Origin of the sequence: Haliscomenobacter sp. (genome assembly GCF_033763495.1) — a bacterium.
Taxonomy (GTDB): domain Bacteria; phylum Bacteroidota; class Bacteroidia; order Chitinophagales; family Saprospiraceae; genus Haliscomenobacter.
Map to the genome: position 1 here is coordinate 1 of NZ_JANRKL010000259.1, position 25687 is coordinate 25687.

24 protein-coding genes are annotated in these 25687 nt (G+C 45.7%); 10 read left to right on the top strand and 14 right to left on the bottom strand.

Annotated features, from left to right (window positions below):
• Positions 1 to 66 precede the first annotated feature (66 nt).
• From rpmI to SFV55_RS29895, 3 genes are all read left to right on the top strand, one after another.
• The gene (rpmI, locus tag SFV55_RS29885; RefSeq protein ID WP_320033273.1) at positions 67 to 264 is read left to right on the top strand and encodes a 50S ribosomal protein L35; all 198 of its coding nucleotides are present in this window, start codon (positions 67 to 69) and stop codon (positions 262 to 264) included.
• A gap of 91 nt (positions 265 to 355) precedes the next feature.
• A complete protein-coding gene (rplT, locus tag SFV55_RS29890; protein ID WP_320033274.1) occupies positions 356 to 700 on the top strand; it encodes a 50S ribosomal protein L20 in 345 nt (114 codons plus the stop codon).
• Between the two features lie 143 nt (positions 701 to 843).
• Positions 844 to 2550, top strand: a complete 1707-nt coding sequence (locus SFV55_RS29895; protein WP_320033275.1) for a hypothetical protein — start codon at positions 844 to 846, stop codon at positions 2548 to 2550.
• Positions 2551 to 2682: 132 nt separating this feature from the next.
• Here the strand turns inward: SFV55_RS29895 and SFV55_RS29900 are convergent, their stop codons facing one another.
• Positions 2683 to 4233 carry a S8 family peptidase gene (locus SFV55_RS29900; RefSeq protein WP_320033276.1) on the bottom strand — a complete coding sequence of 517 codons (1551 nt, stop codon included), beginning with the start codon at positions 4231 to 4233 and terminating at the stop codon, positions 2683 to 2685.
• Positions 4234 to 4566: 333 nt separating this feature from the next.
• Between SFV55_RS29900 and SFV55_RS29905 the strand changes: the two genes are divergently transcribed.
• Entirely contained in the window at positions 4567 to 5229 is a 663-nt protein-coding gene (locus tag SFV55_RS29905) for a zinc-dependent peptidase (protein ID WP_320033320.1), read from the top strand.
• A gap of 51 nt (positions 5230 to 5280) precedes the next feature.
• Here the strand turns inward: SFV55_RS29905 and SFV55_RS29910 are convergent, their stop codons facing one another.
• Positions 5281 to 5748 carry a GNAT family N-acetyltransferase gene (locus tag SFV55_RS29910; RefSeq protein WP_320033277.1) on the bottom strand — a complete coding sequence of 156 codons (468 nt, stop codon included), beginning with the start codon at positions 5746 to 5748 and terminating at the stop codon, positions 5281 to 5283.
• Positions 5749 to 6035: 287 nt separating this feature from the next.
• Between SFV55_RS29910 and SFV55_RS29915 the strand changes: the two genes are divergently transcribed.
• Both SFV55_RS29915 and SFV55_RS29920 read left to right on the top strand, forming a co-directional pair.
• Positions 6036 to 6266, top strand: coding sequence for a hypothetical protein (locus tag SFV55_RS29915; protein ID WP_320033278.1), 231 nt, complete (start codon positions 6036 to 6038; stop codon positions 6264 to 6266).
• A gap of 194 nt (positions 6267 to 6460) precedes the next feature.
• Positions 6461 to 6703: a hypothetical protein gene (locus SFV55_RS29920; RefSeq protein WP_320033279.1), complete on the top strand. Its 243-nt coding sequence runs from the start codon at positions 6461 to 6463 to the stop codon at positions 6701 to 6703.
• Between the two features lie 58 nt (positions 6704 to 6761).
• Here SFV55_RS29920 and SFV55_RS29925 read toward each other — a convergent pair whose 3' ends face one another.
• From SFV55_RS29925 to miaB, 6 genes are all read right to left on the bottom strand, one after another.
• Positions 6762 to 7124 (bottom strand): hypothetical protein, encoded by a 363-nt coding sequence (locus tag SFV55_RS29925; RefSeq protein ID WP_320033280.1) that lies wholly within the window; start codon positions 7122 to 7124, stop codon positions 6762 to 6764.
• Between the two features lie 278 nt (positions 7125 to 7402).
• The gene (locus SFV55_RS29930; RefSeq protein WP_320033281.1) at positions 7403 to 7762 is read right to left on the bottom strand and encodes a hypothetical protein; all 360 of its coding nucleotides are present in this window, start codon (positions 7760 to 7762) and stop codon (positions 7403 to 7405) included.
• 74 nt (positions 7763 to 7836) lie between these two features.
• Positions 7837 to 8265, bottom strand: coding sequence for a hypothetical protein (locus tag SFV55_RS29935; RefSeq protein ID WP_320033282.1), 429 nt, complete (start codon positions 8263 to 8265; stop codon positions 7837 to 7839).
• A gap of 23 nt (positions 8266 to 8288) precedes the next feature.
• Positions 8289 to 8813, bottom strand: coding sequence for an LPS assembly lipoprotein LptE (lptE, locus tag SFV55_RS29940; RefSeq protein ID WP_320033283.1), 525 nt, complete (start codon positions 8811 to 8813; stop codon positions 8289 to 8291).
• Positions 8810 to 10129 (bottom strand): sigma-54 dependent transcriptional regulator, encoded by a 1320-nt coding sequence (locus SFV55_RS29945; protein WP_320033284.1) that lies wholly within the window; start codon positions 10127 to 10129, stop codon positions 8810 to 8812. The genes lptE and SFV55_RS29945 overlap by 4 nt, the downstream gene beginning before the upstream one ends.
• Before the next feature lie 110 nt (positions 10130 to 10239).
• The gene (gene miaB, locus SFV55_RS29950; protein ID WP_320033285.1) at positions 10240 to 11688 is read right to left on the bottom strand and encodes a tRNA (N6-isopentenyl adenosine(37)-C2)-methylthiotransferase MiaB; all 1449 of its coding nucleotides are present in this window, start codon (positions 11686 to 11688) and stop codon (positions 10240 to 10242) included.
• Positions 11689 to 12046: 358 nt separating this feature from the next.
• Between miaB and SFV55_RS29955 the strand changes: the two genes are divergently transcribed.
• Positions 12047 to 14863 carry a TonB-dependent receptor domain-containing protein gene (locus SFV55_RS29955; protein WP_320033286.1) on the top strand — a complete coding sequence of 939 codons (2817 nt, stop codon included), beginning with the start codon at positions 12047 to 12049 and terminating at the stop codon, positions 14861 to 14863.
• A gap of 251 nt (positions 14864 to 15114) precedes the next feature.
• On the top strand, positions 15115 to 15867 hold the full coding sequence (locus SFV55_RS29960) for a GLPGLI family protein (RefSeq protein WP_320033287.1): 753 nt from the start codon (positions 15115 to 15117) through the stop codon (positions 15865 to 15867).
• Between the two features lie 88 nt (positions 15868 to 15955).
• On the opposite strand, the gene SFV55_RS29965 is transcribed toward SFV55_RS29960, so the two are convergent.
• The gene (locus SFV55_RS29965) at positions 15956 to 16543 is read right to left on the bottom strand and encodes a hypothetical protein (protein ID WP_320033288.1); all 588 of its coding nucleotides are present in this window, start codon (positions 16541 to 16543) and stop codon (positions 15956 to 15958) included.
• Between the two features lie 8 nt (positions 16544 to 16551).
• Positions 16552 to 17127, bottom strand: coding sequence for an RNA polymerase sigma factor (locus SFV55_RS29970; RefSeq protein ID WP_320033289.1), 576 nt, complete (start codon positions 17125 to 17127; stop codon positions 16552 to 16554).
• A gap of 218 nt (positions 17128 to 17345) precedes the next feature.
• Between SFV55_RS29970 and SFV55_RS29975 the strand changes: the two genes are divergently transcribed.
• Both SFV55_RS29975 and SFV55_RS29980 read left to right on the top strand, forming a co-directional pair.
• Complete coding sequence (locus tag SFV55_RS29975; RefSeq protein ID WP_320033290.1) at positions 17346 to 18125, top strand: SDR family oxidoreductase; 780 nt, start codon at positions 17346 to 17348, stop codon at positions 18123 to 18125.
• Positions 18126 to 18166: 41 nt separating this feature from the next.
• Positions 18167 to 18979: an SIS domain-containing protein gene (locus SFV55_RS29980; protein ID WP_320033291.1), complete on the top strand. Its 813-nt coding sequence runs from the start codon at positions 18167 to 18169 to the stop codon at positions 18977 to 18979.
• 36 nt (positions 18980 to 19015) lie between these two features.
• Here the strand turns inward: SFV55_RS29980 and SFV55_RS29985 are convergent, their stop codons facing one another.
• The 4 genes from SFV55_RS29985 to SFV55_RS30000 all read right to left on the bottom strand — a co-directional run bounded on the left by SFV55_RS29985 (position 19016) and on the right by SFV55_RS30000 (position 25634).
• Complete coding sequence (locus tag SFV55_RS29985; RefSeq protein WP_320033292.1) at positions 19016 to 21055, bottom strand: glycoside hydrolase family 3 protein; 2040 nt, start codon at positions 21053 to 21055, stop codon at positions 19016 to 19018.
• Positions 21056 to 21152: 97 nt separating this feature from the next.
• Positions 21153 to 21707 carry a PepSY-associated TM helix domain-containing protein gene (locus SFV55_RS29990; protein WP_320033293.1) on the bottom strand — a complete coding sequence of 185 codons (555 nt, stop codon included), beginning with the start codon at positions 21705 to 21707 and terminating at the stop codon, positions 21153 to 21155.
• Positions 21708 to 21999: 292 nt separating this feature from the next.
• The gene (locus SFV55_RS29995; RefSeq protein WP_320033294.1) at positions 22000 to 22629 is read right to left on the bottom strand and encodes a response regulator transcription factor; all 630 of its coding nucleotides are present in this window, start codon (positions 22627 to 22629) and stop codon (positions 22000 to 22002) included.
• 47 nt (positions 22630 to 22676) lie between these two features.
• The gene (locus SFV55_RS30000) at positions 22677 to 25634 is read right to left on the bottom strand and encodes a triple tyrosine motif-containing protein (RefSeq protein ID WP_320033295.1); all 2958 of its coding nucleotides are present in this window, start codon (positions 25632 to 25634) and stop codon (positions 22677 to 22679) included.
• Between the last annotated feature and the right edge of the window lie 53 nt (positions 25635 to 25687).

Consider the following 25687-nt stretch of genomic DNA (forward strand, 5'->3'; position numbering starts at 1 on the left):
TAAAAAACTAGATTAAACTGAATGTTCTTCCTACATTTGCACCTCGTTCATAAAAACTGTTGAACCATGCCAAAGATGAAAACACATTCCAGCGCCAAGAAGCGTTTCAAGGTGACTGGATCCGGCAAGGTAAAGCGTTTCCAGGCCAACACTTCGCACTTAATGCGCAACAAAAGCAAGCGTGCGAAATTGGCTCACCGCGACTCTACTCTTGTTTGTGAGGCAGAAGAAAAGCGTGTATTGCGCATGCTCTGCAAAGCTTAAGAACAGACTGCTCTGTTCTCTTTTTTAACGAGAATACAGGAGAAAGAATCATCCAGCGGGTGGTCCCTGTATTGTACTAAAAAAACAAAAAATGCCACGTTCAGTGAACGCGGTGGCTTCAAGAGCCCGCCGCAAAAAAGTTTTAAAGGCCGCTCGCGGCTTCTTTGGTGCTCGCTCCAAAGTTCTGACTGTAGCTAAAAATGCCTTGGACAAGGCAATGGGTTACGCTTACCGCGACCGTAAAGCCAAAAAACGTGCCTACCGCCGCTTGTGGATTGCACGTATCAACGCAGGTGCTCGTCAATATGGCGTTTCTTATTCTCGCCTGATGCACCATCTCGCCAAGAGTGATGTCCAGTTGAATCGGAAAGTATTGGCAGATTTGGCATTGAACCATGCCGACGCGTTCAAAGCAATTGTAGAGTCTGTACGTTAATAGATACAACGATATCGACCCAAACGGGGCGGCCATATCAGAAGATATTGCTGCCCCGTTTTGTTTTTATTAAAATTTTTCTCACTTTTATACTTGTTCTTAACGCAATTTGCGTTTAAGTTTTTTTATAAACCCTCATTCACATGGCCAACGTCGAAGCGATCCGCGACTTATTGCGTACCAATTCCATCAGCAAATTTTTAAATGTCAATGCCCGTAACAATTACGTTGTGGCATTTCGTGAAATGCTGAACGAACTGGGTTTTTCTAATGAATTAAAAATGAGCTCGATTGGTAGCAGTGATTATTTTGGCAATGAGGTGGTAAATGCTGTAGTGAGTTTTGCCCGGCGAAACAAACTCGATTCCACGGGGCTGACGGTAACCCCTTTTTTGGGTGCCACCATGGTAGAGCGCCACGAAACCTTGGCTGAACTTAAAACACTGGAGGGAGCCATTGCCAATGGCCAATATGCCCAATTTAACCTCCAAAACAGTGCTGATCGCAACAATGTCGTTTTGCGGAGTTTGCTCCAAACCCTAGGCATTACCGGAACGACCACCCAGGATGCCTTGCGCAATTTTGCCCTGCGCAAAGGATTGTCTTCAGATGGGTACCAGCTTACCGAAAGCCTGGCCAAAGCCCTGCTAAACGATTTGTACCAATTGTATGGAGATGCTTTGTCCAAACTATCCATCAACCCTGGCACTACCAATCCTCCCATCAGCGGTCCAGGCAATACTGGAAATAATCCCGGCCCCTATGCCTATGAGCCCCACACCAACAATGGGGGCCCAGGAGGGATTGGTAACCCTCCTGCCACCAATCCAGCCATCGGCAACAATTTACAAATTGACGACCGAGGCGGAACGATTGTGATTTCGGACGGTTCACGCCAGATTCAATTCCGCAAACACCAACCCATGGGTGTTTCCACCCCCGGGTTTAATAGCCTGGTGGCCTTTGTGGAGCAAAACAAAGAGCGCCTGGTTGAGCTGGACCTGACCTACTCCGCCCTGCAAGTGATGGAATCAATCGGCAAAAATGAAGGCCGGATGGATGCCATCAACTCCTACGACCGGGGCATTCTGAGCATTGGCACTTTTCAATGGACTTTGGGCCGGGATGACAAAGCGGGTGAGCTGCCCGCCTTGTTGAAAAAATTCCGCGACCAGTTTCCAGATTCATTCCGACGGCATTTTGCTCCACTTGGAATTGATGTGAGCCAGGATACCAAGACCACTTATGGTTTTTTGACCTTGAATAATTTAGCAGTCAATACACCACAAGCCAAAGAGCAATTTCGGGATCCTGCTTGGGGTTTCCATTTTTGGAGAGCACTCCAGGAGCCAGATTTCCAGGCCGTACAAGTTGAACATGCGCTCGATCGCCTCAAAAACTTCTACTGGAAGCCAAGTCATGCGGTGTTTGGTAACTTGCTCAGCACAGTGATTACTTCAGCCTATGGGGTTGCGCTCTTGTTGGATAACCACGTCAACCGCCCTACCTGGGTTAAACCTTGTGTAGAATTGGCTATGCAACAAACCGGATTGAGCAATCCCAGTACCTTCACCGACCAAAATGAACGCGACCTGATTCAGGCTTACCTGAATGTGCGGCATACTTACACCGATGGCAGCATTGCGCCAATGAGTAAATCGCAGATTCGTGCTCAGGCTATTTATGCGGATGTTGCAGCAGGCAAATTGTCAGAGGCAAGGGGATCTTTTCAATTGTCCAATAAAGCGGTAGCGGCTTATGACAATAGCCGGGGTACGGATAAAAGTGCGTTCCCTCCCGTGTTTTATGAGCCCGGAGAATTTCCGGATATGGAAAATGAAAGGGAGTAAAAGATTTTTCATTTTTCACCACCTAAGCAACCAAAGACACTGAAAAGGCACCTTAGAAGTAGTTAATTACTGAGGTATCCCTTTAGTGTCTTTGGTTGCTTAGGTGGTGAAAAAATCCCTGCGAAGCAGGACTTACAGCCCCGTCACCGCCTTTCCAGCATCAATAATTCCGTACCCAAACTCCCCATTCCGACTACTTGGCCAGGTCGAATTCGCTTTCATCCGAGCATAGACCTGCTCGCGCGTCTGAGCGGGGTTGGTCGCCCAAATCAAAGCTGCAATACCTGCTGTAGTGGCCGTAGCAGCAGAGGAGCCGCCCACATTTGCTGGTACATTGCCCGATGGGGCCAGCGTCAGAGCCGTACGGCTATTATCCGTTCTGCGCTGCATGACCGCTACAAATTCTACATCGCTGCCGCTGTGACAAGTATTACAACGGATCAGTGGAAGCCCTCCGTCTTTTACCCCAGTAACGGCAATACACTCCGCCATCCAGGCAGGGAAAATCACGCCATACCAGCTGGTAAAACTGGTAGAAGTACCCGCTGCAGCTAGCAACATTTTGCCTTTTCCATAAGCATATCGCACTCCATCTTCCACTTGCCCACTGGAAAAAACATCTCCAATCGACATGCTGATGATTTTTACACTCGTGTTGTTGCCTGCAATCACCAGGCCATCGGCTACCCCTTTCTTTTCACTTGAGCCGTTGATGATCACATCACTGGTGACCCGAATACCCAACAAATTGCAGTTGTAGGCCACCCCGGCAGGAGTACCATCATATCCGCGTGGTGCGGCAATCAGGCCAGCCATTTGGGTACCGTGTCCACATTGGTCATTGGGGCCATCGGGGGTACCGCAAAACCAGCAACTCACATAGGTTCCCATACGAGTCAAGGTACGACCGGTGGACAAACCTGAGTTAAATTGGCTGCCCAGTTTGGGTTGGCTGGTGGGATTTGGAGTACCGGTATCCAGGAGCGCAACCGTTATGCCTCTACCGGAATTGTTGCCCCAGGCGGTGCCGATGCGGGGCACGCCATGGTGCCAGGATTGCTTGGCAGCGGGAGTGATGTTGGTAAAATCCGCTGTCGGAATACTTGGGTTGCCACTTACCCCACAGCCGGAATCACTACGCAAACGCTCTTCGATGTAGCTGTAACCCATGGGCTCGATGTAGCGTACCTGCGGTAAGCTGCGCAATTTTTCGATGATGCCCAAACTGGTGATTTTGATGTCGATTACAGGCAAAACGGCTTCCTCTCCAAATGGCATCAGGTCACGGGCCGTGATGGTTTTGGCCGGGTTTTGCAGATTGGTTTCTTCTACAATATAATTGATCAGTTCTTCGCGGACTTGTTTCCATTCCTTGCGCTGGATGTCGATTTGGTGCAAGCGTTGGTTGACGTTTTTTTCATTAGCGGGTTGGTAGCCGATACACATGATGGAATCGCTCAGCAAGTTGGCGCTCCACACGGTGTGTGCATCCACCATGCTCCATTCAAATTTCTGGTGTTCATTCAGCAGGTTCAGGGCTTGCCGATTGATTTCTGCGCGGGTTTTGAGGGTGGCGCCCGCGTGTAAATCGCTGGGACTGTTGTCCAGATTCAGGCTATTTTCTTTGTCGCAGGAAAAGGCCAAAGTAAGTAAAACCGTAAATAAGGTAAGTTTACGCATCATTGGTACAGAGGTGTTTTAGGAATGAACGAAAGATATATTGTTCTGAGCATAAAAATAGCGAATATTCGCAAACTTGTTAGCGAACGAAAAAAATTAATATTGGTTGGTTATTCATGTCCTCCAAGCAAAACATCCAGCTGCATTAATTTTTTGCCACTTTCCAAAAATTTGTACATTCACTACGTTGAAATCATCTATTTCCCTAAAATATGCTCAACTATAAATTCATCGCAGCTGCTTTTTTCTTGCTCCTTTTGATCGCCTACTGGTGGTGGCTTTTTTTCAAAAAAAAAACGCCCCAAATCCACCCCATTCCCCGCACCATGGAAGCACATTTTAAGCGAAAAAGTCGATTTTTACAGTCAACTTTCCGCAACAGAAAAGCTCCGTTTTGAGGAGAGCACACTAGATTTTTTGGACAAAATCAGCATCACCGGCATCGACACCGATGTGAATGATGCCGACAAGCTGCTCGTAGCGGCGAGCGCAGTGATCCCCCTTTTTGGGTTTCCGGGATGGCATTACCACAACCTGCACGAAGTGCTCTTGTACGATGCACCCTTCAATCATGACTACGAAACGGAACAGGGCAAAAACCGCAATATCCTGGGCATGGTCGGTAGCGGTAGCATGAACCGGATGATGATTTTGTCCAAACCTGACCTGCACGAAGGTTTTGATCAGCAGCGTTCCCACCACAATGTAGGCATCCACGAGTTTGTCCACTTGCTCGATAAGGCCGACGGTGCTACCGACGGCCTCCTGGAAGCACTACTCCAACAACCATTCCTGGTTCCCTGGGTAAAACTGATGCACCGCGAAATTGAAGCGATCAAAGCGGGAAGGTCTACGATCAATGTGTATGGCAGTACCAACGAGGCCGAGTTTTTCAGCGTGGTGAGCGAGTACTTTTTCAAACAGCCCGGGCGGTTGAAAAAAAATCATCCCGAGTTGTTTGATCTGTTGGAGCGGGTTTTTAGGCAGGATTTGGCGTAGGGAGGCCGAAGGGTTATTGGTTGAAGTGCCTGAAGGTTTCGCTTCGTAAAGCTAAACCTTTATTTGCATATCAATGTAATCGCTCTCATGAAACCTAAATCCAATTTTTTCATATAACTTATTAGCAACTTTGTTTTCACGATTGACGGTTAGTTGTACTTTATCACATTTTTTTTCTTTAAACCAACTTAGGCTTTGTTCCATAAGCTTAAATGCTATGCCTTTCTGTCTCTTTTCTGTGACTACAAAAAGTTCGTTTATAAAACCCAAATTATGATTTTTATCATCAATGCTTAAAAAAGTGTATCCCAATATTTTTTCAGATTGTTTCCACAATAAATAAAGGCATGTATCATATGCCAAGTATTTTTTCAAGTATCTTTTACTTCTTTGTATTTCTTTGGGTGACATAGGCTTTTCGCCATGTTCAGCCTTTAAAAACTGCTCAAATTCAATTATCAATGGAGCTAAGGCTTTGAAATCATTTATCGTTGCGGGTTCAATTTGAGGCACTATCATTTCGTAATTTGTTTAACCATATTTTTTGTTAATCGTATCACCGTGCAAAATTAAAGAGTATTAAATAAAATGCAATGGTTAAATTGGTATCTAACCCGCTAGTTCAAGTCTTGCCCACAAGCATTTAAGGCGCAACACTGGTTCAATCTCTCCGATGGAGAAGTTGTTTGCTTTTTAGAGACGGGGAATGTAAAACTGCAAGAAGCTGCTGTTCATAAAGTCTAAATGATAAAGCCTCGTGTCTAAAATTAATGTATATTTGTCTAGTTGACTTAAAAAAGAAAATCATGGTTGCGCTTGTCGGTACCTACCTAAACGGTTATGTCAAACTGGACAAAGAGTTCATTTCCAGCAATCCAGTGAAAGTTATTGTTACTTTTTTGGAAGAAATCCCCATTCCAACCGAGGAAGGATTATCCCGTAGTGATTTTTCTTTTTCGGAGAGCCAAAAAAACCTGGAGGATTTCAAAGGGTCTTTCAGTGATTCAGTGGTTGAAGAGCGTAGTGCAGAGCTATGAAATTATTTTTAGACACTTCCGTTTTGTTCAAACTTTACCATAGAGAGGCAGATACCGAAGAATTTGAGCTCGTGTTTTCAAATTTCAGAATCACCAGTGTATTCCTATCAGAAATTGCCAAAATCGAATTTGCTTCTACTATCTAGAAGAAGGTTCGAACAGGCGAAATCACTCCTGAACAAGCTAATAGAACTTTGCAGTTGTTCACCAATGACTTTGAGAAATACGCCTTTATCTCAACCGATAGCCTAGTTCTTGAGCAAGCCAGAAATTTGGTCTCCAAATATGGTTTGCAAGGGCTAAGAACTTTGGACAGTATTCAATTGGCTACCGCAGTACTGCTATCCCATCAAGCGGATCTTTTTCTTACTGCCGACAAGCTTTTGAAGTCTTTTATGCAGGGCGAAGGGTTGTTGGTTGAAGCGCCTGAGGGTTAATTTATTTAACGCAGGTTCAGTGCTTCAAAGAATACCGATTACCTAGTCTGTCATGCCTTCACCAACTTATTATTAAAAATGTTTGTTCATCAACAAATTTATCTAAAAAGTCTCGTTTAAAGCCATCTCTCGAATTTTTGTCCATCAGTCCAATAAGGTTTTCAACATCCTTCTTGTTTACAAGACATTTATCATTTTGAACTTTTTTAAAGAATTCCTTGGTCACTCCCTTTCGTTGATAGGATATCTCACTATAAAAATAAACCTCATCATAGTACTCATGATCGCTGTGTTGAAAGTGCCTTGTTCTCTTAAAAGCCGAAAATTTGCCTTCAAGTTCGGGGTTCTCACTAGCAATAAGCCAGTCAGTTTCCTTTATTTCCTTGTCTTCAATTTTAACCAAAAATAAGTCAAGTCCCATTTAATTTCATTGTTTTAGCACATTCAAAGCCATCATCATCAAATTCTATTGACCAAACACGCTCAACAAAAAAGAGGTTCCCGAACCACGTTCGAGAACCCCGCATTCTTACTTACCAATCTTAAACATTAGACTTTACGAAAATTTTCGTTTTCCAGGAGCGGGAGGGTTTTTAGGCAGGATTTGGCGTAGGGAGAGGCTGGTAGTAGTGGGATTTTTTGCTTGATTCCGAAAAGATTTGGTGCAGATGCATACTAGCACCAGCCAGACAATCTCCATCAAGGTAATGGAATTTTTTTTATTACAATCTCAGCTTTTGCATTACCTAAATCACGTACACTAAGCACCAATGTGTCTCTAGCCAAGGCATAATTTTCCAAATGATTAAACCTTTCATAGTTTTCCAAAACATCTTCTATTCCATTTTCAATTTTCCTTATTTGAATATATGATTGACTTGTAGCATTGGATGGAATATGATATATTTTAAGAATGTAGTCTTTGTCAGGAACTTTTATGCTCTCAATCACTTCAAATTCATTATCAAAAAGAGTGAAGTTTGATAGTTGATAAAGGGAAAAAAATACAAGAGCAAAAATCAAAATCCCTAAGCCAATCAATATCTTCCTGCTTCTCATAGTTACTTCTTTTTAAAGAAATGAAACCCGCTAGTTCAAGTCTTGCCCACAAGCATTTAAGGCGCAACGCTGGTTCAATCTCTCCATACCTCCTCAATCCTCCTTTTCATCTCCTCAACCGTCACCTCCCCCAAAACCCATTCTTCTATCAAAGCCACACATTTCACCCTCGTCTCCACGGTAAGCACCGTATAAATCACCAATTCATCAATCGCCGCTTGGCCTTCCACTAGTTCGATGGTATCCATCCATGCAGTAGTAAGGGTGTTGTCTTCAAGCTCATTAGGATCAATTTGAATCACTCGAACCGCTCGATTTTTATCGGGGATATAAGCACTAAAGATTGGATTGCCGTCATAGTCATTGGCATCATTGATATAGGGACGATAAGAAAAACCATTTGCTGCGGCCAATTGATCAAAAAAGCGCTTCCAATAGGTTTTAGCTAAGCCGTATACCCTACGGTCTTCTAAAAAATTGGCGTAAAAAATTTGTGATGCCATGACTTTATGCATAAAGGTACCCCCTACCAATCTGAAAACGCCGCATTAAAAATATCCTCCATCAACTGGTTGCTAATGGTCCGAATCGCCGTTTCCTGCACCGTAGAAAAATCCTGATCGGATGGATAGTTGTAAAAAAAGGAGAAATTGCGCTTCCAGACCTCTTTTTGAGTGCGGTTGTTGAAGTATTCGATGGCCAGGGTGATGGTCAGGCGGTTGATGGCAGTGGTCTCCCCTACCCTAGGCGCTTCGGATGTGATGCGGAAATCGACCAGGGTGCCCCGCAATTCAATGTCCGGGTCCTCATCGGTGTATTTGAGGGTGGATTGTAAGCGTACTTTGTCTTTGAGCGCTTCCGTCAACTGAATGGGTAAGTTGGGCAGGGAGTTCTCCGCGTTGTTGAGAAACTGTGGGACGTAGTAGGTCTTTAACTCCCCCGTATCCGCCGGGTTCATCTTGATGCTACAGGCGCTGAGCAAGCACAGGCACAATAGGCTCAACACCTTGATGCTCAAGTACACTATCGACAGGGATGGCTTTACATTCATAGATCGTACTGTTTGATCTTGCGGTACAAGGTTCGCTCCGAAATGCCCAATTCCTTGGCCGCCTCTTTCCGGCGACCTTTGTATTTGCGCAATGCCTTTTGGATGAGGTTTTTTTCGTGGTCTTCGATGCGATAATTGTCATCCAGGATTTCTACGCTACCAAAAGCCCCCTGGGTTGCCCCCTTGTGCTCGGGCATTTGCTGCGGAATGATGACTTGTGGATTCAGGTCTTCTTCGTAATCCTCTTCCAGATCATCCAACCCATTGTGCAAGGGAATGGACTCTTTGGGGGGCGTATAATTGTAACGCGGTTCAGGCGAAGGAATCATGTTGCGGGGAGGGTCTAAAGAACGGAATTGCCGCAAATCGGGTACCCGCAGATCGTTGCCTTTGATGAGTTCAAAAACCAGCGACTTCAAATCGTTCAAGTCCTGCTTCATTTCAAAGAGGAACTTGTACAAGATATCCCGTTCCTGCAGATTGCCCGTTGCTTCGTTGCCAGCACCTACCAAAACCGGCAAATTGCGCGTAGCAATGCGGGGTTCAATCTCCAGCAGTGCTTCAGCAGTGATGATGCGTTCTTCGGACAAGACAGAAACCCGTTCCGCCACGTTTTTTAACTCGCGTACGTTGCCCGGCCAGGTGTAGTTTTTGATCAATAGCTGAGCCCGTTCGTCCAGTTGCACTGGTGCCGAGCGGTGGCGCTCAGCAAAGTCGGCAGCAAATTTGCGGAAAAGCAGGTACACGTCATCGGCCCGGTCGCGCAGGGCTGGTACAACGATGGATACGGTATTCAGACGGAAGTAAAGGTCTTCGCGGAATTTACCCTTTCTGACGTTTTCCTCCAAATCCACGTTGGTGGCGGCAATGATGCGAACATCGGTGCGCAGGACTTTATTAGAACCCACCCGGGTAAATTCACCATTTTCCAGGATGCGGAGTAGAAAAGTTTGAGTTTGCAGTGGCATTTCGCCGATTTCATCCAAAAAGATGGTGCCGCCGTCGTAGGTTTCAAAGTAGCCTTTGCGATCAGCATTAGCCCCGGTAAATGAGCCTTTTTCGTGGCCAAACAACTCTGAATTGATGGTACCTTCAGGGATGGCACCACAGTTGATGGCGATGAACTGATTGTGCTTGCGGGCGCTGAGTGAATGGATGATTTTTGAAAACACCTCTTTTCCCACGCCACTTTCACCGGTGATGAGCACCGTCAGGTCGGAGTTGGCTACTCGCACAGCATTGCTAAGCGCCCGATCGAGAAGGGGCGAATGGCCAATGATGCCGAAGCGCTGTTTTACGGAAAGAAGGTTGTCCATGCTTTAAGTTGAAAAGTTGGAATGTTGAAGAGTTGAAGAGTTGAGCCCCCTGGTCACTGAGCGTAGTCGAAGTGCCGGGGGCTCAACTCTTCAACTCTTCAACATTCCAACTATAAAACGGCCTCCCCAATCAAAGTTGCACTACTCGCATCCTTGACGAGGACATTTATGTATTGACCTGGCTTGTAGCCGGCCACTTTTGGAAAAACAATCATTTTGTTCTGGGTGTTGCGCCCGCAGAAATCCTGGTCGGATTTACGGGAGTCACCCTCAATTAGTACTTCAAATACTTTGCCGATGTCGCGCTGGTTGTGGCGGTAACTCACCTTGGATTGCAGATTGATGATCTCCTGCAAGCGGCGTTTTTTTACTTCCAAGGTGATATCATCCGGGTATTTCCGCGCGGCCAGCGTACCGGGGCGTTCGGAATAAAAGAACATGTAGGACATGCTGTAATCTGCAAATTCAATCATGCTCAAGGTATCCTGGTGCTCCTCTTCTGTTTCTCCACAAAAACCGGCGATGATATCGGAAGAAATGGCACATTCGGGAATGATCTGGCGAATGGCTTCAACGCGTTCCATGTACCACTCGCGGTCGTAGGTGCGGTTCATGCGTTCCAGCACATTGCTGTTGCCTGATTGCACGGGCAAGTGGATGTACTTGCAGATATTCGGGTACTTTGCCATGGTGTGGAGTACCTCATTGGTAATGTCCTTGGGGTGAGAGGTGGAAAAACGCACCCGCAAATCGGGGGCTACCAGGGCCACCATCTCCAATAAGTGGGCGAAATTGACCAGGTTTTCCGTTTCCGGGTTGGTCCATTTGTAAGAATCCACGTTTTGGCCCAAGAGGGTTACTTCTTTGTATCCCCGATCGTACAGTTCCTGGGCTTCGGCCAAAATGCTGAAGGCATCCCGGCTGCGTTCACGACCGCGGGTGAAGGGCACCACGCAGAAGGAACACATGTTATCGCAGCCCCGCATGATGGAAATGAAGGCACTCACCCCATTGGAATCCAGGCGCAAGGGACTGATGTCGGCATAGGTTTCTTCCCGGGAAAGAAAAACGTTGATGCCTTTATCGCCATCTTCGGCGGTAGCCACCAATTTCGGCAGGTCGCGATAGGCATCGGGGCCAACTACCAGGTCGACCAGGCGTTCCTCCTCCAAAAATTTGGATTTCAAACGCTCCGCCATACAGCCTAGTACACCTACCAGGGTGCCTGGTCTTTGCCTTTTCATGGCATCAAATACCCGCAGGCGTTTGCGCACCGTTTCTTCGGCCTTTTCACGGATGGAACAGGTATTGACCAGGATCAAATCCGCCAGTTCGAGGCTCCTCGTCGGTTTGAAGCCTACTTCGGCCAGGATGGATGCCACAATTTCACTATCGCTGAAGTTCATCTGGCAACCGTAACTTTCGATGTAAAAGTGTTTGCCGGAAGGATCTTCAACCTGTTGTGGATAATTTTTAAAAAAGACTTCCCCCTGCTGCTCCTCATTCATCTGCTGGTGCGGCACGTCTAGCAAGGTTGGATTGTCGTTGTACAAGTGCATGTTGGTGATAATTGACGTTCACCTGAACAGCCAAATGGCAAAACAGGTTTCGTGGGACACAAAAGTAAGGGATATTTTGGTTTGAAGTGCCAAATTGGCAGAAAAAAGAAAAGAAAGAATCAGATTCAAAAAAGGCTTAAAAAAATGCTTGCCTGGTTGTAACCATTCGTTCCTGCCCGCATTACAACAATAAGTAAACAACTAAAAACATACTATTCACAGCATTTTTTCAAAAAAACTTTTTTCAAGCAACTATTTATCGAAAATTCGCATCATTCGAATATCAACAAAGCGGATTCGTCCGTTTGTATATTACTGAAACAATATTTACACACCTGACTAACCGAACTGTTATTAAATGAAACGCTCTCTAGGCCTGTGGATTATGTTGCTTGCCGTCAACATCGTCTTTGCCCAAAACCCGGCAAAAGTTACCATTAAAGGCAGTGTGGTGGATACCGCCAACATGCCTGCCCCCTACCCGACTGTAATGCTGCTCAACCCTACCGACTCCAGCCTGATCAATTTTACCCGCGCAGACGAAAAAGGAGGTTTTGAATTTAAAAATGTACGCAACGTTCCTTACCTGCTGAAAATCTCGCTGATCAGTTACCAGCCTCGTCAAATGTTGCTCCCGGCGCACGACAAGGAAGTGAATGACCTGGGCAATGTACCAATCAAACCCATTTCGCTGGAGCTGATGGAAGTGGTGATCAGAACCGCCAAATCGACCCTGAGCATTCACGGGGATACGATCGAATACGATGCCTCTACCTTTAAAGTGCCACCAGGCTCAACGGTAGAAGACCTGCTCCGGCGTTTGCCGGGTATCGATGTCGACGCAGATGGCAACATCAAATCGCAAGGTAAAGACGTAAAAAAGGTCTACATCGACGGTAAAACCTTCTTTGGTGACGATCCTAAAGCAGCGACCAAAAACCTGGGCGCCGAGACCATTTCCAAAGTCCAGGTGTTCAATGAAAAATCCGAACAAGCCAAACTAACCGGAGTAGACGATGGCCAAAAGAACAAGGTGATGAACCTCGAGCTCAAGGCCGAATACAAAAAAGGTTCCTTCGGTAAAATCACCGGAGCGCTGGGCGATCAGGACCGTTGGGCCGCCCGTGGCAACTACAACCGCTTCAACACCAAAGAACAGTTTTCATTGATTGGTTTTGGCAACAACATCAACCAAACCGGGGTCAACTGGGAAGATTATGGGGAGTTTAAAGGCCAAAATGCCTACAATGATTTTGACAGCGGCGACTTTGGTTTCAACAGCGGGGGCGGTATGCGCTTCTTTTATTCCGATGGTGGCGGCCTGACCAACTGGTTTGACGGTCGTGGATTCACCAAAAATTACGGAGGTGGCATCAATTACAACTTTGACAATGGCAAAAAATCCAAGTTCAATGCCAGTTACACCTACAACCAAACCGACTTGAACCTGGACGAATATTCCTTCCGCCAGACCTTCTTGTTGGATACCAGTTTTTTCAACAATGACACGCTCAACCGGGGTGAGTTCCGCAACAACCACATCCTCAATGGCCGTCTGGAGCAAAACCTCGACTCCAATAATGTGCTCATCGTCAAAGCCAATGCACGCCTGAGCAATCAGGATGCAGGGAGCTCACAAAGCCAGTTTTTTTCCAATAGCCTGGAAAAGGCCAATAACCGCCTTTCCACCGACAATGATTCCAATCGGGATACCTGGGCGCTAACCAGCTCCATGATTTTCCGGCACCGTTTCAAGAAAAAAGGGCGCTCTTTTGCCTTTAGCGCCGCTTTTAACCAAAACCAAAATGATTTGGATGAACGCTTTACTTCGATCAATCGCTTTTTTACTGCAAATACCTTTACCGATCAGATTCGCCAGCTCAACCGCGACAACAATGGCAACGATGAGCTCAAATCCAGCATTTTGTATACCGATGCGCTGAGCAAAAAATGGTTCTGGGAAAGCTTTTACAACTTTAGTCAATCCACCAGTCAAAATCAACGTCGGGTAAGTGACCCCGAATTGAATGATCAGTTGATCGAGAACCTGAGCCTTTTTTCTGACAATAAACTCCTCTACAATCGTTTGGGTAGTGGCATTCGTTATTCCCACGAAGGGGTCAACCTGTCTTTTGGCCTGGCTGCACTGCAATACAATTTGCACGGCGAGTTTTCCAGAGATGAAGATCAGCCCCTGGTTGCCCCAGCGGTAGACCGTACTTTTACCCACGTTACGCCAAATTTTAGTGCCGACATTGAGCTACTCAGCAACCTGAGCGTCAATACCAGTTACTCCTACTCGGTGGTTGCGCCCAGGTTCAACGATTTGCGGCCAGTGACCACCTACAACAATCCGGCGTTCCGCTCGGAAGGCAATCCCAATCTGGATCCAGAATTGAGCCATAATCTGTCGGCAGGGATGTACTTCTGGGATCCGAGCAGCATGAGCAGCATGGGATTGAGTATGGATTACGCCATAAAGGAAAGCCAGATCGTTTACAATCAGGTTATTCAAAGTGATGATGAACTGGGTATCCTGAGTCTTACCCGGCCTGAAAATGTTAGCGGAGGGCGAGAAATGTCCGGTTACCTGTGGATGAATCGCCCAATCATCAAAACCAAATTGACCCTGTCCGCAAATGGTAGCCTCCGGTTCAGCAAAAACCCGGCTTTCGTGAATGGTGTAGAAAATGAGACCCAAAGCAACGGAGGGAACATCTCCATGAGTTTGAGTGCAACGCCCAATCCAAAACTGATTTTCTCCTTGACTGGCGATCTCAACATGACCAACATTAGTTATTCGATTCAGTCCTCGCAAAACCAAAAAATCCGCAATACGGGGATTGATGGCAACCTGAAGTACCAGTTTGCCAAAAAGATGTTCCTGGAAACCAACCTGGATTACAACATTTTCCGCAACGACCGCTTCAATTTCAAACAGGACATTCCAATTTGGAACGCCTCGGTACGCCGCATCATTGGCAAATCCAATAAAATTGAGATGCGCCTGGCTGCTTTTGACTTGCTCAACAAGCGCCTGACCATCAACCAAAACGGCTCTGCCAACTTCGTGGAACGCCGCATTTCCAATACCCTGGCTCGTTACTTCATGCTCAGCATGAGCTACAATGTGCGGGGGTACGAGAACAAATTGAAGAAAAACAATTATTGGTAACCAACAGCTGTCAGCGATCAGCTAAAAAATTATACTACTGGACATTTTTGTATTTCAGAAGCGAAGGACATGAATTGCCACGTGCTTTAGCGCGTGGATGGAGATTGCCTTTTTGATGGACTTTAGTCCTGGCATCAATATTTAAACGAGGGCTGAAGCCCATTTTAAAAAAATCCTGCTAACCACGCGCTAAAGCACGTGGCAATTCATGTCCTCCGAGTAAAATGTCCAGTAGGCTAAAAAATACACACATGAAGAAAATACTCTTTTTGATCCTCCTTTTTTGTCCAGCACTGGTTTTTTCCCAGCCCATGGAGGGTCGCATTCGTTATTTGGTAACCCGTCACTGGACCAAAATGATGTCGCACCTCGACTACATGAGCAAACAAAGTCGTGAACGAGCCTCTTACATGTGGGGCAACCGCTCGGAGTGGAAAACCTACAGCAATTTGTATTTCAATGAAACACAAACCAAGTTCGAACTATCGGAAGAAAAAGCCGAGCCGGAGGATGAAGGTGGATATTCCTGGCGCAAGGAACTATTTTTCATCAAACGTGATTATGCTAAAAATGCCCAATTCGATGGTCGGACTTTGATGGGAAAACCCTACCTCATTGAAGATACCATCTCAGCACCAAAATGGCGGATTTTAAATGACCTCAAAGAGGTGGCGGGCCACATCTGTATGAACGCAGTCATGGTAGATACACTGCGCAAACAAAGAATTGTAGCCTGGTTTGCCCAAGATATGCTGCACAACGGCGGCCCTGAAAGTTTTCATGGTCTCCCTGGGATGATTCTGGAGATCGACGTCAATGACGGTGCCATGATTTTGACAGCTGACTTGATTGAAATGAAAAAGCTTACGAATGAACTGGATCCTCCAGCCAAGTTGAAGGGCAAAAAAATCAAACAAGCAGACTATGAAAAAATCGTAAAAGAGCAGATCAAACAAAGAATGATCGAGGAGCAGCCCTGGTACTGGAATATTCCTTACATCTAAATAAGACTTGTCCTAAACCTTTCCAATATAGATCAGTAAGAAGCGCAGCTCGGTGTTATGCCGGCTGCGCTTTCCTTTTTTTTCCCGATTATTGAAAAATTTCACGAAGCTCCAAGGTTCCCCGATAATTCAGGTGGGGACAGGTTCTGGCTATTTTTAAAGCCTCTTCTTTATTCGCAGCTTCAAAGAGGAAATAGCCACTCATTTCATCCGCCGAGGTTTTTATCTCATGGTCGATCACCTCTACCTCGGCACCTTGTTTGTGCAAACGCCAGGCTTTGCCATGCAGGGCTTCACCCCCAGCCCAGCGCTCTTTTTTCAGGTTTTCCACCCAGGCGGTGTATTCCTTGAATTGTTGCATTCCATCGGCGGGTGGCACATCATCGGCTTTGACCAGAAGGGCAAAACGGGGCTTCCCGCTGGATTTTTCTACAATCAGGCTTTCCTTGCTGGATTTCCCGGCAAAAAATGCGCCAACAGCAATACACAAACATAAAAGGGTTGCACTGGCAATGCCAAAAAACGAGGCTGGAATCAGAGCCTTGGGTGCAGTCAATAAACCTTCAGTTTTCATAGTTTCTACAATTTTGGTGTACAAATGAGTGGGTGCACTGTCCGCAGGGTTTGATTCCTGGGCAGGTGTATGTTTGTCCTGGTTTGGATTCTGCTTACTCATCGATCAAATTACTTTTCCAGATCAATTTTCTTTTCCTGATCAAATTTCTCTTCCAATTGCGCCCGCAACAAATTCCTCGCACGAGATAACTGGCTTTTGCTCGTCCCCACACTAATGTTCAGAAGGCTGGCAATTTCCTCGTGTTTAAAACCTTCGAGGTCGTACAGGCTCAAGACCATTTTGTATCCTGTGGGCAAACCTTCGATGGCGGCCAACAAATCCGCCCTGTCCAATTGCTGATCCGGCCAGATGGCTTGTTCTGGCGCTTCCTCAAGCGAAACCAGGCGTTTTTGTGCCTGGGCCTGGGTCCGCCACTGCTCGCGTACCCGCATGAGTACAAAACCCGACAGCCAGGTGCGCAAACCGGAATCCCAACGGAACTGAGGCAATTTTTCAATACCCCGCAGCCATACATCCTGCAATACATCTTCTGCCTGTTCCCGATTGTTCTGACACAAACGTAGAGCCAGGCGCCACAATACATGGTTGTGGCGTTGGAACAGAAGCCGGAAAGCCCATTCTTCACGCGTGAGCAAAAAAGCTTCTACCAGAGCACGGTCGGTCAGGTTGGTGAACAGTGACATTGTTAGTTAGTGATCAAAAGGGGACAAATGGTTGCATGCACTGATTTTTTTTTCAAATCAGGTTGGCTACATCCGATAGCAGAATAATTTAGTTCTATTTTGGCCAAAATAGATTCGTAAAAGTTAATTTGCAGTAGCAAGCTTGCCGGAGGAGTTGTTTTTTTTTGCATTACAGTTCTCCAGGAGCTTGTATTCATTGAGATTATGCTGAGCAGACCATGTTAAAAGATAAAAAAATTGTCATTATCGGTGGTACCACTGGAATTGGGTTTTCTGCGGCCAAGGCTTTTGTGCGCGAAGGTGCTGTAGTGGTTGTGGTAGGCAGAAATCCGGAAAGTGCCCAGGTGTCCCAGGCGGCTCTGGGTCAAAAAGCCACTGTAATGGCCGCAGATGCCAGCGACCCCACTACCGCTGAAAAGGCCATTGATTTGTGCATCGATACTTTTGGCGATTTTGATGGCTTGTACCATGTAGCAGGTGGAAGTGGACGAAAATTTGGCGATGGACCCCTCCACGAACTCAGCCTGGAAGGTTGGAACCAAACCTTTGAGCTCAACCTCACCGGGCTCATGCTCTCCAATCAGGCCGCCATTCGCAGGTTTCGGGCCCTGGGCAAAGCAGGCACCATCCTGAATATGGGTTCCGTCCTGGGTTTTTCGCCCTCCCCAAAATACTTTGTCACCCATGCTTACGCTGCGGCAAAATCGGCCGTGATTGGGTTTACCAAATCCATTGCGGCCTATTATGCTGCCGACAACATTCGCATCAATCTTCTGGCCCCTGCCCTGGTCGAAACACCTATGTCAGAGCGGGCCAGTAAAGACGAGACCATCCTGCGTTTTGTCAAAACCAAACAACCACTGGACGGAGGGCGGAATGGCCGGCCCGAAGACCTGGATGGCGCGGCCATCTATTTTATGTCAGATGCTTCCAAATTCACCACCGGACAAACCTTGTATGTCGACGGTGGCTGGGAGCTATCCGAAGGGCAGTATTAATGCATTTATCTAAAATCAACTCAAGCGAATTGCAAAATCCGATGTCGTATACTCAAACTTATCTCCAAAAATGCCAGGGTCTGTTGGAAACGGTAGCCCAGCAGGAAGTCAATATCCAGCGGGCAGCCGCTCTTTTTGCCAAATCCATTCTCGCGGGCCGCATGGTTCACGTTTTTGGCAGTGGCCACAGCCGGATTATGGTGGAGGAAATGTGGCCGCGTTATGGGTCCTTTCCTGGCTTCAACCCCATCGTGGAATTGTCCCTGACTTTTCACAACCTGGTGGTGGGGGCCAACGGACAACGGCAGGCCATGTTTTTGGAAAATATACCTGGCCTGGCTCAGCAAATTCTGCGGAATTTCGATCTTTCTGAGTTGGATACTGCCCTCATCATTTCTTCTTCCGGCTGCAATGTAGTGCCCATCGAAATGGCCGAGTTGTTTCAACAAAAAGGCATCAAAACCGTGGGTATCATTTCCCGGCAGCATTCCGAGGCAAGTATCAGCAAACGCCAGGATGGCCACAAACTGCAAGATTTTTGTGACATCGTACTCGATTCGGGCGCTCCAGTTGGCGATGCGATGGTCTCCATAAAAAACCTGGATACACCTGTTGCTCCGGGCTCTACCGTAGGGTCTTGTATGCTCATCAATTGTATCAAGGCTGAATTGGCCAATTTGCTGACTGAAGCGGGCCACCCCCCCAAGGTACTGACTGCCGGTGCAGTGATCGGTACAGAACGCGCCACCGAGTTGTTTCAGGCTGCTTATGATGAGCATGCCCACCGCATTGCACGGATGTATGAGAAGGTAGGTATCCCTAGTTATGTTTCTGAGTTAGTTAGTCGGCCTTGACTTTCTCAAGGTCGACTAACTAAATTCAGCTTTCCATTAATAACTCAATCCATCGCCAAATTTGAACAAGGCATATTCTTTGGATTTGAGGTAACCGGGCACGTCCGACTGATTGTCCAGGACTGCCGAACGAGAGACTGGCGTTGAAAAAGGCATTTTGCCACTTGGGTTAAACTTGCCACTCAACACATCCAAAAGTGCTTCGGTAGAGGTGCCAAAAGTAGCCAAAACCGTTTTTACATTCGGATTGTCGATTTCGTCAATCACCCAGGGGCTGCTGTAGTTGATGACCAGCACGGTAGGCTTGTGGTAGGTCGTTTCGTTGACCCGAGCTATGTCAATTTTATTTTTGGACAATTGCAACTCGATCGGCCCATCCTTGGTGTTGAACAAACTCCCCATGTTGGGTGTCAGCCATAACACCACTACATCGGCAGCTTCACGGGTGGATACGAATTCCAGGTCCCAATTGTTGGTTTTAGGCATGATCACCGTTGCTGGGGCGGTACGGCCATTGTCGTAATAAGATTCTACGTAAACCTTGGTTTTTTTGGCCAGGGGCAGCAGTTTGGCACCATTGCGCAACAGCACAATGGATTTGCGCAAGGCCAGATCGGCTTGTTTTTGAAACTCCGCATTGCCCACTGTTTTTTCAGCTACAGCTACATCAACATATGGATTTTCAAACAGCCCCAATTCCATTTTTTCCTTCAACAAACGGGAAATGGACTCATTGATCCGGGCTTCAGAAATCATTCCCTTTTTCACGACTTCCAACAATTGAGATGGATCGCCAGAGCCAGAAAACAGGTCCACTCCGCACTCAATGGCTTTTTGGTAGCGTTCCAGGATGCTGAGTTTTTCTACACCCCAGGGCATCATTTCAATAGGGCCTGTGTCGGAGTTGATGATGCCTTTGAAGCCCATTTTATCCCGCAACAGGTCTTTGATGATGGCTTTATTGTAGGCGAAGGCCAATTCTTCGTATTGGGTTCCAATTGGTTTGGCATAATAAGGCATAATTGCCGAAGTACCCGCATCGATGGCCGCCTGGAAAGGCTTCAGGTGGTAATCAAACATTTTGCCGGGGTAATGTTGGTCTTTGCCCCATTCAAAGTGTGGGTCCTTGCCTTCTACTTGGGGGCCGCCACCGGGGAAATGTTTGGTGGTCAAGGCGACGGATTGAGCGCCTAGTTTGGTACCTTGAAAGCCGAGTACAATTTCCCGCATCATGCCTGCGGCGAGGTCCGCATTTTCCCCAAAAGTTCCTTCAATGCGTTGCCAGCGTGGCTCGGTGGCCAGATCGGCCATGTACATGTAGCCTTTGCGCAGGCCCACTGCGGCCCATTCTTTTGCGGCAATTTCGGCAAAAGTTCGGGTCATTTTGAGGTCGTTCATGGCAGCTAAACCCAGTTCACCCGGCCACCTCGAAAAAACCGTAGTCCCCACACTCAAACCAATGGAAGCATCAACCGTGATGTGGTTGCGGGGATTGGAAGCCACAATCGCGGGGATGCCCAGGCGTGTATCTTCACAAAGGGCTTGTAAGTTATTGGCCCATTCCGCCATCGTTTTGGCTGAGGTATTGACGCGCAGGATGAAATGCCGCAGGTGGCGTTCCTTCACCCCTTTGGTGGTACCGGAGGCGGTGAGTAAGGGAAATGGCAAGGGTTTGCGGGAAAACATGTTGGTTTCCTGCTTCAGGTCTTCTTCGTTGAAGCCACTGGTAATCTCTGCCCTTGGCGCATTTTGTTGAAAGGAAAAATCACCAGCCAGACGGGTGGTGCTGATGAGCATGAAGCCTACTTTTTCCTCGATGCTCATTTTGCTGATCAGGTCTTGAACACGGGTTTCGACGGGCAGTCGCCAGTCTTCGTAGGCATCTAGTTTGCCATTTTTATTCAGATCTTTGAATTCAAGTCCTGCCTTCTTAATGATTTTGGCGGAGCGGTAACCCAGCTGGGCTTGGGTTGGTTTTTGGGCAAAAAGAGGCGAAGTAAATAGACCTACTCCCAAAATGAGTAGAAACAGTATTCTGCATTTAGCCGTAAAAAGGAGTGATGGTACAGTTTTCATTCTCTTCCGTTTTTGATCAAAAGACGGAAGAGTTATCAGGCACCCTTACTTTTAATCCTTAAAAGTCAAAAGATTATTGCCACCTATTTGTCCCTACTCATTTCTTGAGCTTTTTCATCCGAATTGGGTTGTACCAAAGCCAAAAGCCACTAATGGCCAAAAACACCAGGCCAATTCCGGCTAAAGTGGTGTAGAATAGTTTGATCTGGTCGCCGCCCAACTTCAATTCCAGGTCCAGAATCGAGCCATCGTGGATTTTTTCGATCCAATCCGAATTGCGGGCATTCACCGCCAGTATCTGGCCAGTGGCGCAGTCGATTTGTAGTTCGGTAAAATGATCAGCAAATACAATTTTGGCAATGCCCTTTTGTGGACGTACGTCGATGCGGTCGATCTCGGGGGATTTTTTCAAAGTCAGGGTGGCATAGTTACCAGCCACCTTGCTGATGCTGTCCAGGCTAATCCATGTTTGGGTCTCGAGGTTGCTACCCTTTTCGGTTTTGGGTAAAAGACCAGCTTGTTTTTTCCAACCCAACAACAAACCAGTGGTGCCGATCAAAGTCAAAAACAGGAACAAGGGGATGGCAAACCAGCGATGGAGTTTGCGGTACAGGCGAGTGGTAGAGGCAATGCGGGCTGTTTTTTGACTCATGAAGATGGTGTGATTTGTGGGGGTTGAAGATAGGAGAAATCTGGAATTGGTAGACTGAGGCCTAAAGAATATTGGTGGTTTTGCTAAAAAAGGGCAAATAAAAAAATGCAGCGCTGAAAAGGAATTCAGCGCTGCATCCAATTTAAATATTAAATGGGGCAATTGTTTTTAATTCTTAATAATATTGAGATCTAAAAAATGGGTTTAGTTTTACTTCTTGACCCAAAGTTCATTGATTTTTCAACACCAAAAAATCACATAATGATGTGATGGTCTTATTACTTCAGCGGTTTTATTTTTTTAAAAATGCTTTATTGATGGCTTCTGCCACTGAGTGTACATGCATTTTTTCGTAAATCCTTTTGATGTGAGTTCGCACTGTATCAATGCTGATGTTCAATTCAGTTGCAACCATTTTGTAACTATTGCCTTTAGCCAGGCTGGTTAAAACCTCTTGTTCCCGGCTGGTAAGTTTATCCAATTCGAGATTAACTGCTGGCTTTTTAGGGAACAATTGTAATACTTTTCGTGCAATCACTGGGGACATTGGCGCGCCGCCACTGTATACCTCCTCAATCGCTTCTAGAATTTTAGACGGTGGGGTTTTTTTTAGCAAATACCCGCTTGCTCCAGCACAAAGGGCATTAAACACTTTTTCATCTTCATCAAATACAGTTAACATCAGAACCTCCGTAGAGGGAGATATCTGTTTGACAATATAAGCCCCTTCTATTCCTGAACGCCCAGGCAGATCGATATCCATCAAAATAACATCGGGCTGAGTGAAATGAAGCTGGGCCTCAATTTCATTGCAATCACCATGGGCACCCACGAGTGTAAAACTTTCTAATCCTTTGATAAGTATTATCAGCGCTTCCCGTAAGGCAGAATTGTCTTCATAAATGGCTACAGTTATTGGCATAGTTTTTTGGATTAAGTTCGGATAATATTTTGTTGTAAAACATCCCATTATGATGTGATGGGAAAAGATAAGTCTACCGAAGTGCCTTTCCCTATATTGCTTTCCAAATGCATTTTACCTCGTAAGCGAGTTGCTCTTTCTTGTAAATTTCGCAAACCGTTGCCTGGCTTTATTTTGTCAAATATAAAACCTTTACCATCATCCTTCACCCTTAGTTCAATTAATACACCAACTTTTTGGATATTCACCCATACCTCGCTGGCTTGTGCATATTTCGCTACATTATTAATGGTTTCTTTAAAAAAAAGATAAAAATCCTTACGGTATTCCATTGAAAGTTGAAGCCCTTCAAGCGTTTGTTCAGCATTAAAATGGAGGATAACATCCTTGGCTTCCAATGTTTCTGCTGCAAAAGTGCGCATCTTCTGGATCACCACCCCCATTTCGTCATTGTGCGGATTAACACTCCAAACGATGTCACTCATTGTATCCATTACTTCTCTCGTCCTTTCACTTATGATTTGAATTGATCCCAGCATACCGTCATTCGGGTGTTTTCTTTGCATGGCATCACTCAGAATCGAAATACTACTCAATGTTGATCCCATCTCGTCATGCAAATCTCTGGCAATTTGCTGGCGAATATGTTCCTGCTTTTTCCGTTGTAAGGTGCGGTAACGAAATAGTTCAAACACCAATAAACAAACCAAAAGAGCAATTATCGTGTAAAACCACCAGGTACGCCAATATGGCCTTACAATATTAATTTTCAGTTCTTTAGGGTATTTTTGCCAGCCCCCCTGAGCATTGCTGGCGGTAAACAAAAAACGATAATGGCCATATGGCAGGTTGGCATAAGTGATAAAATTCTGGGTCCCCAAATCTGACCAAACCTGATCATATCCTGCTAAATAAACTTTAAACTGGTTGTGCGCAGGATCGCGGTAATCAAGCGCACTCATTTCAAATTTCAGCGTATTTTGGTGGTAGGGCAAACGTATCGATTTTGTATTATCAATGGAGGTACCGCCAAACCAGTATTTATCATGGATTTTCAGCCCGGAAATCACCAAGGTCGGAACAGGTGCAGGCGCATCGATTAACCGAGCATTGATCACATCCACTCCATTGTTTCCACCAGCCCAAATCTGCCCCCTTTGGTCCAAAACAAGCCCCTTAAAGTTGAATTCACTGGAAAAAAGGCCATCTTTTCGAGTGAAATGGCGCAAGGTTCCTTCAGTTGTTGAATAGGAATAAATCCCCCTATTCCCGGATAGCCACAGTACTCCTTTATCATCAAGTACCATAGATTTAATGGCATGTTTCAATTCGGAAGGTTGCTTAAAGGTTGTGTCTTCTTTAAAAGAGAATCGGTTAATTTTGCGTAGGCCGTTAAGCGTACTTATCCAAATTGTAGAGTCTTTAGGAACATCAACAATACCTGAAACAAATCCTGTTTCAAGTTTACGTATAACCCCTGATCTCGAGCGAGAATCCAATAAAAGCAATTGTGTATTGGTACCTGCTAAAAAAATATCTTTAGCAAAGGGTTGTAGCACATTAGCAGGCTCCCTATTAAAACTGTGGACAATCTTCTTTAACTTTTTATCAAACACTTGCATCCCTTCATTCGTCGCCAATAACAAACGATCCAGACCTAAGTTTTCGACATCATAAATGAGCCAAGCTCCCGTTGAAGCTAGCACAGGTTGGAGGTTTAACCCTTTGTTTTCAACTTTTGCTAAGCCCTCATTAGAATAACACCAAATCTGATTAGTTACATCCTGAAAAAACTGAGCGTAATAGGGAAAATGCGCCTGGCGATAGATTTGCAATCTTTCATCAAAAATCCTTACCAGTCCATTTTCAGAAATACACCACATCCCATTATCTCCATCTTGCCAAATTTGGTTGATTGATGTAGGAGGAAATTTATTTATTTGTAAAGGGTGTTTGATATGGGGCGGACTTATCTGAGCAAAAAACACTCCTTGTCCATATGCTGCCCCCCAAAGTTCATCACCAAATAAATAAATATCCTTGGTTTTTTGATTGGGAATATCGTTGGAAAGGCGCTCTACTTCCATAGCTGGGCTGTACAATCCTGTCTGAGGAGTAAAAAAACGAATTTCCCCCTTTTCCTGCGTCAAAACCAATAAACGATGGTCTTTCCATGAAACACAGGCCCGGATGCCTTCTCGATCATCCTTGCTTATGGGGAAAATTTGATAGTTTTGTGCTTGCGGCCCTTTACAAGCGATCAATCCACGATTGCTTACCAACCATATTACACCATCAATCGTATGTGCCTGACGAATATTTAATGACTCCTGTTTTTTTCCATCAAACCAAAGTTGTTGATTTTGGATGGTATAGTCGGGTTTATAATCAATTACTTCCATTCCTGGTTTTAAATCCCAATGGCAGGCCATAACTCGACGAACCTTACCATTTGGCATACATTGTACTGTACAACGTACCCCCTCAAAATAATGAAGTGCCTGGATTTTGTGACTGTCATTTGGATAATGAGTATCGAAGCGGTATAAGAAATTGTCAGCCCGTACCCAGAGATAGCGGTCTTGTTCTAGATGAAAGGCATAATATTGTTCTCTTTGCCCGCGCACCTGATTGCGTCGAATAAAATAATGTTCAAAGTACCCTTTATTTCGGAGATAACAGTTGATCGCATCCTCTGTGACAAACCAAAGGTCACCACGAGAATTTTCAAAAAATGGACTTTGAATGTTGTTCCCATATACATTTCTGGGGTTTAAGGTATCCGATTGATACCATTTGATGTTACGCCCATCAAAACGATGAAGGCCGTCCAGAGAGCTGATCCACACAAACCCCATTTTATCTTTATGGATGAAGGCGTTAGTGCTCTCTAGAAGACCTTCTTCTTGAGTAAGCCAGTTAATTTTAGAAAGGGTTTCTTGAGAATAAACCCCGATACAAAGTAAAAAAGCAAATAGAACCAGTGTGCTTTTGTTATAAATCATTTTTTATGTTATACGTCATTGCACTCCAACAAGTAAGAGAACTATCTTGAGCG